This window comes from Micromonospora inositola (assembly GCF_900090285.1).
GTDB classification, from domain to species: domain Bacteria; phylum Actinomycetota; class Actinomycetes; order Mycobacteriales; family Micromonosporaceae; genus Micromonospora; species Micromonospora inositola.
Genome location: NZ_LT607754.1, coordinates 4,544,413 through 4,559,296 on the forward strand (window position 1 = coordinate 4,544,413; position 14,884 = coordinate 4,559,296).

The window sequence follows — 14,884 nt, forward strand, 5'->3', positions numbered from 1 at the left end:
GGAGGATGTGCGGCATCGCGCTCAGCATCGGTCCGGACGCCGACCCGGTCACCTTCCGGCGGATGCTCGCCGTCCTCGCCCCGCGCGGCGAGGTCACCGAGACGCGGCAGGAGAACGGCCTGCTGGCCGGCGTGCGCCGGCTGCGGATCGTCGACCGGGACGGGGCGGTGCAGCCCTGGGTCTCGCCCGACGAGCGGTACCTGCTCTGCTACAACGGCGAGGTCTTCAACCACCGTGAGCTGCGCGGGGAGCTGACGCGGCTCGGGTACGCCTTCCGGGGCGAGAGCGACACCGAGGTGGTGCTCGCCGCCTTCCTGCGCTGGGGCGAGGACGCGGTGCGCCGGCTGCGCGGGGAGTTCGCCTTCGCCGTCGTGGAGCGGGCCACCGGCCGGGCCTACCTGGCCCGCGACCCGGTCGGGGTGAAGTCGCTCTACTGGTCCCGCGGCCCCGCCTGCCTGCACCTGGCCTCAGAGGTCAAGGCGCTGGTCGGGCACGGCGCGCCGATCAGTGAGGTGCCGCCCGGGCACCACGGCTGGGCCGAGCCGGACGGTCCGGTCCGGCTGCGCCCGCACGTCGACCTGCTCGCGCTCGGCGCGGGGCTGCCGGTGATCGACGACCCGGACGAGGCCGCCCTGCTCGTCCGGGTCGCGCTCACCGACAGCATCCGGATGCGGGTGGACACCGACCTGACCGTGGGGGTGGTCCTCTCCGGCGGGCTGGACAGCTCGCTGGCGCTGCTGCACGTCAAGGAGATGCACCCGGACTGCGTGGCGGTCACCGTCGGCGTCCCGGACAGCCCCGACGTGACGTACGCCCGACGGCTCGCCGCCGACCTGGGCGTGCCGCACGAGGTGGTCGAGCTGCGCCCGCGCGACATCCGGCTGGCCGACGTCCGGGAGGCGATCCGGATCTCGGAGCTGACCGAGTACGGCGACATCATCAACGCCGTGGTCTCGGTGCCGATCTTCCGCCGGCTGCGCGAGCTGGGGGTCAAGGTGGTGCTCACGGGGGACGGGTCGGACGAGCTGTTCGGCGGCTACCCGATGTACCACCAGGTCGGCCCCGAGCGGTCCCGCCGGGTCTTCCTCCACAAGATCCGCAACCTCTGTCGTACGGAGTTGCAGCGGGTCGACCGGACCAGCATGGACCACGGGGTGGAGGCCCGGCTGCCCTTCCTCGACCTGAGCGTGGTGGAGCTGGCGATGCGGCTGCCGCTGGAGCTGAAGGTGCGCGACGGGCAGGAGAAGTGGATCGTGCGGCGGGCGTTCGCCGACGTGCTGCCCGACTACATTCGGCGGCGGCCGAAGAACCCGATGTCGTACTCGTCCGGGCTGCACGAGCGGGCCCGGCTGTACAAGCCGCTCTTCGCCCGGCTGCACCGATCGTTCGGCTACGACCTGCTCGAACCCGTCCGCCGGGACTTCGACAGCGTGCTCACCCGCTGCGGCAACGACCTGGACCTGGCGATCGCCGACGGCCTGGCCCGCCCCGACTACACCCTGCTGGAACACGCGCGGGACCTGGTCGGCGCGGCGAAGTGGAACGCCGCCCCCGTGGTCCGCCGGCTGGTGGGCCCGCGCCGCACCCGGGGCGGCGACGAAGCGCAGCTGCCCGGCTGAGGCCTGGACCCCGACGCTTGACTCTGACACCGTGTCAGGGCCGACCGTGGGGGGACCATGTTCACCATCGGAGAATTCGCCGGACTCGGTCGGGTGTCGGTCCGGATGCTGCGGCACTACGACGGCATCGGGCTGCTGCGCCCGGCCGCCGTCGACCCGCGCACCGGCTACCGGTTCTACCGGGCCGACCAGCTGCGCCGGGCTCAACCGGGTGATCGCCCTCAAGGAGCTGGGGCTCACCCTCGACCAGGTGCGGGCCATCGTGGACGACAAGGTCGACGTCGCCGAGCTGCGCGGCATGCTGCGGCTGTGCCGCGCGCAGTTGGAGGCGCAGGTGGCGGCGGACCGTGCCCGGCTGGCCGGGATCGAGGCGAGGCTCCGGATGATCGAGAGGGAGGGTCGGATGACCAGCCAGGACGTCGTACTGAAGGAGATCCCGCCGGTCCGGGTCGCGGAGCTGACGGGGACCGCGCGCAGCTACGAGACGCCGGACATCAGCCCGGTGATCCAGCCGCTCTACCCGGAGCTGTTCCGCCGGCTGGATGCCGCCCACATCAGCCCGACCGGGCCGGGTCTGGCCTACTACGAGCCCGCCGGGGAGGGCGAGGCGGTCGTCGTGCACGCCGGTGTGGGGGTCGACGTGGACCCGGCGTCCGCGGGGGACGTCGCGATCGTCGACCTGCCCCGGGTGCCGACCGCCGCGACGATCGTTCACCACGGGTCGATGGACGAGGTGGAGGGCACCATGCAGGTGCTCGCCACCTGGATCGAGGAGAACGGCTGGCGGGCCACCGGCTTCGCCCGGGAGCTCTACCTCGACTACTCCCAGGAGGAGCCGGAGAAGGGCGTCACGGAGCTGCAGATTCCGGTGGTCAAGGGCTGACCGTCCGGGCGGAACGGGGGATGGGCTGCCTCGTCGCGGCAGCCCGTCCGTGCCCGGCCGGCGACGCGAGGTCCGATCGCCGCCAGCATCCCCGTCCGGACCGGGCGAGGGTGGGGTCATGACGACCGCCATCCGCACCACCTTCCTCGTCCGTCCCCTGCCGGCCGGTGTGCTGGCCGCCGTCCGGAAGACCGGCCGCGACGCGGCGGGGCAGCCGGTGGAGCGGTCCACCGCCGAGGGCGGGGAGCCGCTGCGCTGCTGCCTGCGCGACGCGACCCCGGGCGAGCCGCTGCTGCTGTTCGGCTACGCGCCGCCGCCGGCGGCCGGGCCGTACCGGGAGGTGGGGCCGATCTTCGCCCACGACGCGGACTGCGCGGGCGCGGATCCCGCCGGCGGCTACCCGGCGCAGTGGCGGGGGCGTCCCCAGGTGCTGCGGGCGTACGACCGGCGGGGGCGCATCCACGGCGGCCGGCTGCACGATGGTCACGACCCGGAGGTGGTCATCGCGGGGCTCCTCGCCGATCCGGCGGTGGTCGCGCTGCACAGCCGCAACGTGGTGTACGGCTGCTACATGTTCACGGTCGAGCGGGCCCACGACTGAGCCACCCCGTGGCGGGGGCGTGACCGGCGGCGACCCGGGTATCAGCCCCGCATGGCGGGACTGGACGCGATCGCGGTCGGGCAGGTGGCGCGGGACCTCGTGCTGCTGGTGGACGAGGTCCCGGACGCCTCCCGGACGGCCCCGGTGCGGTGTCGCCGGGAGCTGCTCGGCGGCAAGGGCGCCAACCAGGCCGTCGGCCTCGCCCAGCTCGGCGCGCGGGTCGGCCTGCTCGGCGTGGTGGGGCTGGACGAGGTCGGGGACCGGCTGCTCGGCCGGGCGCGCAGCGACGGCATCGATGTCGCCCCGGTGGTCCGCCGGGAGGGCACGCCGAGCGCGCTCATCGTCGACGTGGTGGACGCCCACGGCCGCTGGCGCTACCTGGAGGACATCCCCGACCAGACCCTGCTGACCGAGGCGGACGTGGCCGGCGCGGAGGACGTCGTACGGGCGGCCCGGGCGGTGCTCGTACAACTGCAGCAGCCGCTGCCGGCGGTGCTCGCGGCGGCCCGGTGTGCCCGGGCGGCCGACCGGCTGGTGCTGCTCGACGGCGCGCCGGACGACCCGGACGGCGCGGCGGAGCTGCTCGCCCTCGCCGACGTGTTCCGCGCCGACGCGCGGGAGGCCGGGCTGCTCGTCGGCGACCCGCCGAAGGACGCCGACGCCGGCCTCCGGGCCGGCCGGGAGCTGCTCGGGCGCGGGCCGTCGCTGGTCGCCGTCGAGGTGGCGGGGGAGGGGAACGCCTTCGTCTGGCCGGACGGGGCACTGTTCGTGCCGCTCAGCGAGACGCCCACGGTGGACAGCACCGGCGCCGGCGACGCCTTCGTCGCCGCGCTCACCGTCGGCCTGCTCCGCGGCGACCCGCACGAGCGCACCGCCCGGTACGCGGTCGCGGCGGCCGCCGCCACGGTGGGCCACCCCGGCGGCCGGCCGGCCCTCACTCCGGCGGCGATCGAGGAGCAACTGGCCCGCATCCCAGCGTCCTGACGGCCGGCCCGCCGGGACGGCGAGGTGCGGCTGGTCACCGCGACCGGTGGCGGCGAGCGGCGCTACGAGTTGCCGAGGAGCTGACCGGAGTCGGGCCCGGCCCCCCGCGTGCGGGGACCGGGCCCGAGTGTGGCTGAGACGTCAGTCCCGGTAGTCGGGCTGGGTCTGCACGTTGAGCCGGGTGAAGTGCTTCGTCTTGGCTCCCGGGATGGAATCCTGGTCGATCTCCAGCACGTCCAGACCCTTCTGGATGTCGCTGGAGTAGATGTTCCCGTTGTAGTAGTACGACGACCAGGCACCACCGAGGACCAGATGGGTGTCGGAGATCGGCCCCCGCTCCCAGTAGCCGATCTCCCGCGGCGCCGCCGAGTCGGTGAAGTCCCAGACGGAGATCCCGCCCTGGTACCAGGCCTGGACCATGATGTCCCGCCCGGGCACCGGGATCAGCGAGCCGTTGTGGGCCACGCAGTTCTCGGTGCTGGAGTTGGCCCGGGGGATCTTGAAGTAGCTGCGGAAGTCCATTGTCCGGGCGTCACCGCTGCCGGTGATGTCGTAGATGGCGTCCGCGCCCCGGTTCGGCCCGACGGTCGTGTTGCAGGTCGCCGCGCCGCCCCCGCCCAGCTCGTCCGTGAAGATGACCTTGGTGCCGGTGTTGTTGAACGTGGCCGAGTGCCAGAAGGCGAAGTTGGTCGTGTCCCGGACCTGGTTGATCACCCGGGGCGCCTCCCGGTCGGAGATGTCCATCAGGATGCCGTCGCCCATGCAGGCGCCGGCGGCCAGGTCCTTCCCCGGGTACGCGGTGATGTCGTGGCAGCCGGTGGTCGCCGAGCCGCCCGGGCGGCCCGGGTAGCCGCCGTCCGGGAAGAGGTCCGGCGTGGCGACGACCGCCGCGTCGGTGGGCTGTTCCAGCGGAACCTTCACAATGGAGATCGAGTCGTGCGGCGGCTGGCAGTCGGGGAACGCCGCTGCCGGGCTGTACGAGGAGACGTACAGGTAGACGGACGTGCCGTCCTTCCCGGGCACCAGGGTGTGCGTGTGCGAGCCGCAGTCGGTCTCGACCGACTTGATGTAGCGCGGGTTCGTCTTGTCGCTGATGTCGAAGACCTTGATGCCCTCCCAGGACTCCTTGACCGCCGCGGACTGCGAGACGCTGTTGCAGGAGTCGTCGCTGCGTGAGGAGTCGGTGGAGAGGAAGAGCAGGTCACCGTAGACCGAGACGTCGTTCTGGGACCCCGGGCAGAGTACCTGCGACATGATCTTCGGCTTCGACGCGTTCGCGATGTTGTAGATGACGAACCCGTTGTAGTTGCCGACGTAGGCGAACGGCCCCTGGAAGGCCATGTCGGTGCCGAAGGCACTCTCGGTGTCGAACGGCGCCTGCTTCGGCAGGTTGGCGATCTGTCGGATGTTGGGGCTGCTGGAGATCTCGTCGACGGCGAGCCCGGCGGCGTCCACCGTGGCGGGTTCGGCGCTGAGTCGGGGTGTCGCCTGAGCGCCGGTGGCCGTGGCGAGGCTGGCAACGAGCAGGCCGGTGGCGGCCAGGCTCATGATCCGGAGTTGACGGGACCGAGACGGACGGAATCTGATCATCGGCGAGGCCCTTCGAAAGGGGATGACGATTGCCCACACCTTACCGGCGGACGATCGACATCAATGTGATCTGGGTCACACTCGACGTCCTTTGTCTATGGATAGGATCGCTGTCACCTCGACCGGGAGGGGTCGCGCATGACCGACCGACGTGGACGGACGCTGATCGCCGTCACACTCGTGGCTCTGGTGGTGGTCGTCCTCGGCGTGACCCTCCGGTCGCGCGCCGACGGCCCGTCGGGGGTTGCCGCATCGGCGTCGAGCGCGTCGCCCACTGCGGACGTACCCCCGGTCATCGTGCCCGGGCGGCCGGGAGAGTCGGCGGCGGTCCGCCCGGCGCAGGAGGTTCGGGACGCGTCGCCGCCCCGGTACAACAGCCTCGACGTCTGGTTCGTCCGGATGATGATCCCGCACCACCAGCAGGCGCTGGAGATGGCCGCGCTCGCCGAGGGCCGAGCCACCGACCCTCGGGTCCGCGCGGTCGCCGACCGCATCCGGGCCGCTCAAGGGCCGGAGATCGGCATGATGCGGGGCTGGCTCGACGCGCGTGGTCTGCCGGCGGAGGTCCCCGGCCACGACCACGGCACGATGCGGGGCATGCAGTCGCCGGAGGCCATGCGGCGGCTCGCCGCCGCCCGCGGCGCGGACTTCGACCGGCTCTTCGTCCGGATGATGACCGAGCACCACCAGGGCGCCGTCACGATGGCGACCGACCTGCTCAAGGTGGGCGCCGACCTGACCATGAACGAGTTCGCCAACTCCGTCGCCACCGAACAGGGCGTCGAGATCGCCCGCATGCGCGAACTGCTCGCCCCCTGACCGTTCGGGTCGCCCGCACCGATCCCACAGCGGACGGAGGTGTTGGTGGTGGCGCAGACCGACGCTCAGCGGGACGCTCACAGCAATGGCCGGTTCGTGGTCGCGTGGCGTGCCGCGGCGCCGTACCGGCCGCTGATGGTGCTGATGCTGGTCAGCTCGACGGCGTCGTTCGCGGCACTCGGTGTGCTGTCGCTGTTCGCCCGGGACGAGTTGGGCGCCTCGGACACCATGGTGACGGTCAACTTCGTCGTCGTCGCACTGGCCAGCATGGCGGTGCTGCTCGCAACGGGCCACGTCTCCGACCGGGGCGGCGTTCGGCGCATGATCATTGCGGCGAGTCTCGCGTGGCTGGGCATCGGCTACGCGATCCTGGCGGGCGTGCGGTCCTACCCGGCGATGCTCGCCGTCGGGGTCGTCTTCTTCTGCGCGGTTGGCGTCCCCAACGCGCAGCTGATGGCCTACGCGCGCGACCTCGTCGAAAGCCGGCACGCCACCTCCACCGCGGTAATTGCCATGATGCGCATCGTGCTGTCCATCGGTTCGTTCACCGGGTTCGGCATCGGCGGTCTCGGTCTGGCCTATCTCGGGGCACGTCCGCTCTTCCGGGTCGTGGCCGTCGTCTGCCTCGGCTGCCTGGCGCTGTCGTGGTACCTGCTGCGAGGGGCCGACACCGTCGCCGCCGCAACACCGCGTCCGGTCACGGATGTGAACACCGAGGACAGGCGCGGTGTCCGGGAGAGGACGGCCGGTGGCCAGCGGCTACTGCTGATTCTCGTGCTCGTCATGGTGCTGTTCTCCAGTGGACGCGTCATGCTGCTGTCCCAGTTGCCGATCCTGATGCACATATCCCTGCACGCGCCGCTGCAGCTGACCGGGTTCGCGCTGGCGCTGCCGCCGCTGTGCGAGCTGGTACTCATGCCGGCCATGGCGTTCGTGGCCCTGCGCTGGGGACGCGGCAAGGTGTTCCTGGTAGGCGGCGCCGCGAGCGTGGTCTACTACGGCGGCCTCGTCGTTGTCACCACACCTGGGCAGCTGATGCTGCTGCAGGTCGTCTATGCGATGTTCGGCGCCGCCACCGTCATGGTCGGCATCGACCTCGCTCAGCGGTTGATGGCGGGACGTGCCGGCGCGGCGACGTCGATATACCTCAGTCACGAGAACGTGGCGACCGTCAACGGAAGTCTCGTGGCGACAGCGTCCGTTGCCACCTTGGGACACCAGGTCGGCTTCCTCGTCCCGGGAATGCTGTGTCTGGTGGCCTTCGCCCTTGCCGCGTGGGCGTTCGCCCAGCATCCAGAGACATTCGACCTGCGCCGCAGGCCACAGCTCGGGCAGCGGCCCTGACCGGCGAAGATCGCCGCGGCTGCACCTGCCGGGCGGACGAATACCCCGCGCTCGCGGCAAGGGTAGCGCTCGACGTGCGGCCGACCACGGTCAACGTCCGAGGTCGACCTCGATCTCCAGCTCGACGTCGTCACGGACCTTGAGCGCGCCGAGAAAGGCCGAGTACGGCTTGATTCCGTATGCCGACTGGGTCACCACCGTGGTGGCGCGGTACCGGTCGGGCGTCACCTCGCGCACCTCGACGTCGATGGGGGCGGCGGCCCCGTGCAGAGTGAGCGTTCCGCTGATCGTGGCGTGGTCGTCGGCGGCGACGACGCGGCTGGACTTGAAGGTGGCCGTCGGGTGGCGATCGACGTCCAGCGTGCGCCGGGCGTTGTTCTCGATCTCGCCCCGGTCCTTGTCGGTCAGCGGTCGCGCACCGCCGGTGCCCTCCCGCACGGCCAAGGATCCCAACTCGACGCGGGCGGTCGCGGTGGCATCCGCCGGCCCGGTCCCGGGAACGTCCAGCTCCACCGACCAGTCGGTCACCTCGATGGTCAGGTCGTGCCCGACGGTCGAGCCGACACCCTTGCGGCCGGTGCGCAGCAGCATGCGCCCGTTGTCCGGGCCGAACCGCAACCTGCCGGTGCTGATCGCCACCCGCCAAGCGTACGCCCGTCCCGTTGGCGTTCCAGCGGTGTCTGCGACGTCGACCCCGGATCGGTCCACGATCTGCGCGTCGCCCCCTGATCAAGACTGTCCGGCCGGCTGTCGTCTTCGCTACGGTGGCCTGCGCCAGGTCTTCACCGTCGGGAGAACTCGGAGGATCTTGCAGGTGACTGCCCCCCGTAGGACAGCGCCAATGGCAGCGGTTCCTGATACAGCCGAGCCGCAGCTGGACTACTACCTGATCCTCGCGCGGATCAGCGGCCGTCGGTCGAACGCTGAGGCGGAGGGGATCGTCGTCGAGGAGTTTGTCCGAGACCACGACTGCGCGACGGTGGGCTTGAACAGCGCAGGTTGGACGCCGGTGGACGGCCGCTGGTGGAGCTCCGCCTCGTTCAGCCGCAGCATGCGCGCCGACCCGGAGTTGTCCGGGCGGGTGGCTCCGACCTGTCGTGGTGTCGCGGAGGCGGTCTACCGACAGCTTGGCGGCGGACAGTTGCCCGCCGAAGCGGTGCTGCGTACCTATTTTCGCGACTACGGACCGTTTGCGACCGCGCCACCGCTCCGGCTCGGCCCCACGGACGCGCCGGACGGATTCCACGAGAAGCGGGTCTACCGTGTCCTGTTCGCCAAGGATCTTCGCGCGGACCAACTGGCGAACCTCAGTGCCGTGTGGCGGACTTCGGTCGAGGGCGATCTCGCCGATCGGGGCGCACGAGGGATGCCCGCTGGCCAACTGCGGGTAGGCGGAGACCGGTTCGCCTGGAACCTCCGCAGGATCGGCCGGGAACTCGCCTGGTGCCTCGACCTGACCGCCCTGTTGGCGAACGACGCCGACGACACCACCCGGCCGGTGCTGCACGAGCTGATCTCCGTCATGCGGCAGCACGGGCTGATCCCCGTGACGACTGAACGGTTCGCCTGACGGCTCACCAACCCAATCGCCCTTTCCTACCCGGACCTCCCGTCGCCGGGAGTGCGTCGTCGATGTTGGCGATCTGGCCCGCCCGTCGACGGGCGGGGCAGCCCGTACGCTGGGTGACCGTGAACCGCACGATCTTCGGCCGTCCGCTGCGCGGCGTCACGTTCGACGTCGCCGTCTCCGGGCTGGTGGCGCTCTTCGCCGTCGCCGGTGTCGTCACCCAGCCCGGCGGCTGGAAGGCCACCGCGGTCGGGATCGCGATGGCGGTGGCGCTGCTGTTCCGGCGGTCGCACCCGACGCCGGTGGCGGTCGTGGTGGGCGCGCTGGCGCTCACCCAGGTGATCGTCGGCTGGGGCCCGCTGGGCTACGACATCGCCGTGCTGATCGCCCTCTACAGCGTGGTCAAGTACGCCGACCGGCTGCGGGACGGCGTCGTGGCCGGCGCGGTCGCCGCCGCCGGGGTGGTGCTCGCCGCGCTCCAGATCCGCGGACCGGCGGCCTGGTGGGCGAACGCGATCTACTTCGGGCTGATCACCGGCGCGGTCTGGCTGGTCGGACTCAACGTGCGGACCCGCCGGCTCTACGTGCTGACTCTCGAGGAGCGGGCCGCCACCCTGGAACGCGAGCGGGAGGCCGAGTCCCGGGCGGCGGTGGCCGAGGAACGCACCCGGATCGCTCGGGAGCTGCACGACGTGGTCGCGCACAGCATGGCGGTGATGATCGTGCAGGCCGACGGCGCCCGCTTCACCATCGACCGGGACCCGGCCACCGCCCGGGAGGCGGTCAAGGTGGTCGCCGACACCGGCCGGCAGGCGCTGGAGGAGATGCGGCGGCTGGTGGGCGTACTGCGGGAGCCGAGCCGGCCGGAGCCGCTGGCCGCGCCCGGCATGGCGGGTGAGCCCGACGGCGGCGGGCTGTCGGCGGAGCCGGCGCACCGCCGGCCGGCGCTGGTCGAACTGCCCGAGCTGCTGGACCGGTTCCGCGCCGCCGGGCTGCGGATCACCTGGACCGTGACCGGCGAGCCGCCGGCGCTGCCGCCGGGCCTGGAGCTGACCGTGTACCGGGTGGTGCAGGAGGCGCTGACCAACGCGCTCAAGCACGCCGGAGTGGGCGCGTCCGTCGAGCTGGACCTCGGGTACTCCGACGACGCCGTGCTGGTCCGGGCCGTCGACGACGGGCGCGGCCGGCCGCTGGTCCAGCCTGCGCCGTCAGGTGGGCACGGCCTGGTCGGCATGCGCGAGCGGGTCAGCGTGTACGACGGCAGCCTCACCGCCGGGCCCAGACTGGCCGGGGGCTGGCGGGTCGAGGCACGGTTGCCGCTACCGTCGGCGGCCGAGGGGGTGGCGGCATGACGGTCCGGGTGGTGATCGTGGACGACCAGGCGCTGGTGCGCGCCGGGTTCAAGATGGTGCTGGACTCCCAGCCCGACCTGGCGGTGGTCGGCGAGGCGATCGACGGCGCCGACGCGCTGCGGGTGCTCGACCGGGTCGAGGCGGACGTGGTGGTGATGGACATCCGGATGCCGACCATGGACGGGGTGGAGGCGACCCGGCGGATCTGCGCCGGGCGGCCGCTGGGGCGGCCCCGGGTGCTGGTGCTCACCACCTTCGACACCGAGGCCGACGCGTTCGCCGCGCTCCAGGCCGGGGCCAGCGGCTTCCTGCTCAAGAACGTCCCGCCGGAGGAGCTGCTGGCCGCGATCCGGGTGGTCGCCGCGGGCGACTCGGTGGTGGCGCCGTCGATCACCCGGCGGCTGCTCGACCGGTTCGCCGGCCAGCTCGGTCCCGGCCCCACCGAGGACGTCCGGCTGGCGCAGCTCACCGAGCGGGAACGGGAGGTGCTGCTGCTCGTCGCGCAGGGCCTGTCCAACGCGGAGATCGCGGCCCGGGTGCACGTCGCCGAGGCGACGGTGAAGACGCACGTGGGCCGGATCCTGGCGAAACTCCAGCTCCGCGACCGGGTGCAGGCGGTGGTGCTGGCGTACGAGAGCGGGCTGGTCACCCCGGGCGGCTGAGCGGGCGTACGACCTGGGTCGTACGGGTCCACCCGGTCCGGGGCGACCCCGGTCGTACCCAGGTCGAGCGCGCAGGTGGAGATCAACCGGCCGGTGCCGCGCATAGCGTCGGAAGGGTCTTCATCCACCGCCTCCACACGGGAGCACCACGTGTCCGTCGCACCTGCCACGACCGCCACCGGCGTCGCGGTCACCGCCCGGGACCTGCGCAAGGAGTACGGCGCCGGCCAGTCCCGGGTCGTCGCCCTCGACGGCGTCGACCTCGACTTCGCCGCCGGCCGGTTCACCGCCATCATGGGACCCTCCGGGTCCGGCAAGTCCACCCTCATGCACTGCCTCGCCGGGCTCGACCGGCCGACCGGCGGCGCGGTCCGGATCGGCGAGGCCGACCTGGCCCGCCTCGACGACCGGCGGCTCACGCTGCTGCGCCGGGACCGGGTCGGCTTCGTCTTCCAGAAGTTCAACCTGCTGCCCACCCTTACCGCCGAGGAGAACATCGTGCTGCCGCTGGCCATCGCCGGCCGGCGGCCCGACCCGGCGTGGCTGCGGCAGGTGGTCGCGGCGGTGGGCCTCACCGACCGGCTCCGGCACCGGCCCGCCGAGCTCTCCGGCGGCCAGCAGCAGCGGGTCGCGGTGGCCCGGGCGCTGATCACCCGACCGTGGGTGGTCTTCGCCGACGAGCCGACCGGCAACCTGGACTCCCGCTCCGGCGCCGAGGTGCTGCGCCTGCTCCGCGAGGCGGTCGACACCCTCGGTCAGACCGTGGTGATGGTGACCCACGACCCGGTGGCCGCCGGGCACGCCGACCGGGTGGTCTTCCTCGCCGACGGCCGGCTGGTCCACGAGCTGATCGCGCCGACCGCCGGGCAGGTCCTCGACGCGCTCACCCGCCTCGACCCGTCCGCGGCCACCCCGACCCGGGGGCGGTGACCGATGTTCCGTCTGACCCTGCACCAGGTACGCGCCGACGGGCCGCGCCTGCTGCTCTCCTCGCTGGCCATCGTCCTCGGCGTCGCCTTCGTCGCCGGCACGCTGATCTTCACCGACGGCATGCGGGCCGCCGCCTACGACCGCGCCGGCACCTTCGACCGGCACACCGACCTCGGCGTGTACGCCGGGCAGCTGCCCCTGCCGCCCGCCCTGGTCGACCGGGTGCGGGCCGTCGACGGGGTGGCCGCCGCCGACGGCGAGCTGACCGGCTCCGCCGGGGTGGTCGGCTCCGACGGCCGCCCGGTGCTCGGGTACGCCGTCCTCGCCTCGATCCCCACCGACCCGGCCCTGCAGTCGTACGACGTGGTGGCCGGCCGGCTGCCGGCACGCCCCGGCGAGCTGGTGCTCGACGCGCCGACCGTCGCCGACGAGGGCTTCCGGCTCGGCTCGCCGGTGCGGGTCGGCGGGTCCGGGGGAGCGGCCCGCCCGTACACCCTGGTCGGCACGGTTGACGTGGCCGGCACCTCGCGGGACGTCGGCGGGCCGTACCTCGGGCTGGTCGGCGCCGACGCGCTCGCGGTGACCGGCGAGCGCGGGTACGGCCGGATCATGGTGGCCGCCCGTCCCGGGACGGACCCGCGGGCGCTGGCCGAACGGGTGCGCGCGGTGGCCGGGGCCGCGGCGACGGTGAAGGACCGGCAGCAGATCCTCGACGACGCGGTCGACGATGCGGTACGCGACCAGCGGCAGTTCGGCCTGTTCCTGATGACCTTCGCCGCGGTGGCCGTCGTGGTGGCCGGCTTCGTCATCGCCAACACCTTCGCCATCGTGCTCGCCCAGCGGACCCGGCGGACCGCGCTGCTGCGGCTGGTCGGCGCTACCCGGGGCCAGGTGTTCCGGGCGACCCTGCTGGAGGCGGCGGTCATCGGGCTGCTCGCCTCGGTGCTCGGCGTGCTCGCCGGCGCCGCGCTCGCCGGTGGGCTGAACGCGCTGCTGTCGACGTGGGACACGCCGATCTCCGGCGGGCTCACCCTCACCGCCCGGACGGTGCTGCTCTGCCTCGGCCTCGGCACGCTGCTCACCGTCGGCGCCGGGGCGCTGCCGGCCTGGCAGGGGACCCGGGTGCCGCCGGTGGCCGCGCTGACCGACGCGGCGGTACGGCCGTCCCGGCGAGCCGGCCGGGTTCGGCTGGCGCTGGGCGCGCTGGTCTTCGCCGCCGGGGTGGCGGCGCTGGTCGGCGCCGGCCTGGCCGGGCAGGTGCCGCTGGTGGCGGCCGGCGGGGTGCTCAGCTTCTTCGGCATCGTGCTCTTCGGCCCGGTGCTGGTGCCGGCGCTGGTCCGGGTGCTGGGCTGGCCGGCTCGCCGGCTGCTCGGCACGACCGCCCGGCTCGCCGTGGCCAACGCGGTCCGCAACCCGCGCCGGGTCGCCGCGACCGCCACCGCGCTGGTCATCGGCATCGGTCTGGTGTCGGCGTTCGTGGTCGGGGCGGGCAGCGCGAAGGCGGGCATCGAGCGTGCCGTGGACGCGGAGATCGGGGTGGACTTCCTGGTCACCGGCATCGGTGCGGACCTGCCGGCGCCGCTGGCCGGCGAGCTGGCCGCCCGCCCCGAGCTGGGGCTCGTGCACGAGCAGCGCAGCCACGTCGTCGGCGGCGTCGAGGTCCGGTCGGTGCACCCCGCCCTGATCGGCCGGACCCTGACCGGCGTGGACGCCGGTGACGTCGGCCGGCTCGGCCCGGGGACCGCGTTGGTGCACCGGGAGTTGGCCGCGGCGCGGGGCTGGACGGTCGACTCGACCGTGACCGTCGCCGGTCGGCCGTTCCGGGTGGCGGCGGTGGTCGCCGACGAAGGTCCGGCGCTGGCCGGCAGCCCGGTGCCCGCCGGTTTCGTGGTCGACCTGGTGGACGCCGACTTCGGCCGGCTCTTCCCGGCCGAGCGCGGGTACCTGGCGGAGGTCGACCCCGCCGACGGGGTCTCCCCGGCCGCGGCCCGGACCGCGATCGAGTCGGTGCTCGGCAACTACCCGACGGTCAACCTGATGGACCAGGCCGCGTACAAGAAGATGCTCACCGGCACGGTCGACATGGTGCTCGCCTTCGTCACCGCGCTGCTCGGCCTGGCCGTGGTCATCGCGCTGGTCGGGGTGGCGAACACGCTCAGCCTGTCGGTGGTCGAACGCACCCGGGAGAACGCGGTGCTGCGGGCGGTCGGCCTGACCCGGGGCGGGATGCGGGCGGTGCTGGCCGTCGAGGCGGTGCTCACCGCCCTGGTCGGCACGCTGCTCGGGATCGCGCTGGGCACCGGCGTCAGCGCGGGCGCGATGGCCGTCGTCGCCCGGATCGGCGGCGACTTCACCCTGGTCATGCCGTGGGGGCGGCTCGGCCTGATCGTCGCGGTGGCGGTGCTGGCCGCGCTGGCCGCCTCCGTCCTGCCGGCCCGGCGGGCGCTGGCCCGCCCGGTGGTCGAGGCGCTCGGCGCGGAGTGAGCGCTGCCCGGCCGGCGTCGTCCGCTCCGGCGCGGTCGGGCGGCGACTC

Annotated in this window: 12 protein-coding genes and 1 pseudogene; 11 read left to right on the forward strand and 2 right to left on the reverse strand. The window is 73.2% G+C overall.

Annotation, left to right across the window (positions count from 1 at the left end):
- The first annotated feature begins 5 nt into the window (after positions 1-5).
- The 4 genes and pseudogenes from GA0070613_RS21670 (at position 6) to GA0070613_RS21685 (ending at position 4,087) form a co-directional block, all read left to right on the forward strand.
- On the forward strand, positions 6-1,619 hold the full coding sequence (locus tag GA0070613_RS21670) for an asparagine synthetase B family protein (RefSeq protein ID WP_089013967.1): 1,614 nt from the start codon (positions 6-8) through the stop codon (positions 1,617-1,619).
- Between the two features lie 57 nt (positions 1,620-1,676).
- A pseudogene (locus GA0070613_RS21675) lies at positions 1,677-2,502 on the forward strand (MerR family transcriptional regulator).
- Positions 2,503-2,620: 118 nt separating this feature from the next.
- A complete protein-coding gene (locus tag GA0070613_RS21680) occupies positions 2,621-3,103 on the forward strand; it encodes a DUF1203 domain-containing protein (protein ID WP_089013968.1) in 483 nt (160 codons plus the stop codon).
- 51 nt (positions 3,104-3,154) lie between these two features.
- Positions 3,155-4,087, forward strand: a complete 933-nt coding sequence (locus tag GA0070613_RS21685) for a PfkB family carbohydrate kinase (protein ID WP_089013969.1) — start codon at positions 3,155-3,157, stop codon at positions 4,085-4,087.
- Positions 4,088-4,228: 141 nt separating this feature from the next.
- Here the strand turns inward: GA0070613_RS21685 and GA0070613_RS21690 are convergent, their stop codons facing one another.
- Positions 4,229-5,677, reverse strand: coding sequence for an LVIVD repeat-containing protein (locus tag GA0070613_RS21690; protein ID WP_157746429.1), 1,449 nt, complete (start codon positions 5,675-5,677; stop codon positions 4,229-4,231).
- 138 nt (positions 5,678-5,815) lie between these two features.
- On the opposite strand from GA0070613_RS21690, the gene GA0070613_RS21695 reads away from it, so the two are divergent.
- Both GA0070613_RS21695 and GA0070613_RS21700 read left to right on the forward strand, forming a co-directional pair.
- Positions 5,816-6,496, forward strand: a complete 681-nt coding sequence (locus GA0070613_RS21695; RefSeq protein WP_089013970.1) for a DUF305 domain-containing protein — start codon at positions 5,816-5,818, stop codon at positions 6,494-6,496.
- A 48-nt stretch (positions 6,497-6,544) separates the two neighbouring features.
- A complete protein-coding gene (locus GA0070613_RS21700) occupies positions 6,545-7,840 on the forward strand; it encodes an MFS transporter (protein WP_157746430.1) in 1,296 nt (431 codons plus the stop codon).
- Positions 7,841-7,930: 90 nt separating this feature from the next.
- Here the strand turns inward: GA0070613_RS21700 and GA0070613_RS21705 are convergent, their stop codons facing one another.
- Positions 7,931-8,479, reverse strand: a complete 549-nt coding sequence (locus GA0070613_RS21705; RefSeq protein ID WP_089013972.1) for a YceI family protein — start codon at positions 8,477-8,479, stop codon at positions 7,931-7,933.
- Between the two features lie 169 nt (positions 8,480-8,648).
- Here GA0070613_RS21705 and GA0070613_RS21710 point away from each other — a divergent pair, with 169 nt between their 5' ends.
- From GA0070613_RS21710 to GA0070613_RS21730, 5 genes are all read left to right on the forward strand, one after another.
- Positions 8,649-9,410, forward strand: a complete 762-nt coding sequence (locus GA0070613_RS21710; protein WP_157746431.1) for a hypothetical protein — start codon at positions 8,649-8,651, stop codon at positions 9,408-9,410.
- Positions 9,411-9,523: 113 nt separating this feature from the next.
- Complete coding sequence (locus GA0070613_RS21715) at positions 9,524-10,759, forward strand: sensor histidine kinase (protein WP_089013974.1); 1,236 nt, start codon at positions 9,524-9,526, stop codon at positions 10,757-10,759.
- Complete coding sequence (locus tag GA0070613_RS21720) at positions 10,756-11,421, forward strand: response regulator (RefSeq protein ID WP_089013975.1); 666 nt, start codon at positions 10,756-10,758, stop codon at positions 11,419-11,421. Before GA0070613_RS21715 ends, GA0070613_RS21720 begins: the two co-directional genes overlap by 4 nt.
- Positions 11,422-11,571: 150 nt before the next feature.
- The gene (locus tag GA0070613_RS21725; protein WP_089013976.1) at positions 11,572-12,351 is read left to right on the forward strand and encodes an ABC transporter ATP-binding protein; all 780 of its coding nucleotides are present in this window, start codon (positions 11,572-11,574) and stop codon (positions 12,349-12,351) included.
- Between the two features lie 3 nt (positions 12,352-12,354).
- A complete protein-coding gene (locus GA0070613_RS21730; protein WP_089013977.1) occupies positions 12,355-14,835 on the forward strand; it encodes an ABC transporter permease in 2,481 nt (826 codons plus the stop codon).
- The last annotated feature ends 49 nt before the right edge of the window (positions 14,836-14,884 follow it).

Coding starts and splice junctions, on each gene's coding strand:
- GA0070613_RS21680 (WP_089013968.1), top strand. CDS start 2,621: ATGACGACCGCCATCCGCACCACCTTCCTCGTCCGTCCCCTGCCGGCC.
- GA0070613_RS21730 (WP_089013977.1), top strand. CDS start 12,355: ATGTTCCGTCTGACCCTGCACCAGGTACGCGCCGACGGGCCGCGCCTG.
- GA0070613_RS21685 (WP_089013969.1), top strand. CDS start 3,155: ATGGCGGGACTGGACGCGATCGCGGTCGGGCAGGTGGCGCGGGACCTC.
- GA0070613_RS21690 (WP_157746429.1), bottom strand. CDS start 5,677: ATGATCAGATTCCGTCCGTCTCGGTCCCGTCAACTCCGGATCATGAGC.
- GA0070613_RS21720 (WP_089013975.1), top strand. CDS start 10,756: ATGACGGTCCGGGTGGTGATCGTGGACGACCAGGCGCTGGTGCGCGCC.
- GA0070613_RS21695 (WP_089013970.1), top strand. CDS start 5,816: ATGACCGACCGACGTGGACGGACGCTGATCGCCGTCACACTCGTGGCT.
- GA0070613_RS21670 (WP_089013967.1), top strand. CDS start 6: ATGTGCGGCATCGCGCTCAGCATCGGTCCGGACGCCGACCCGGTCACC.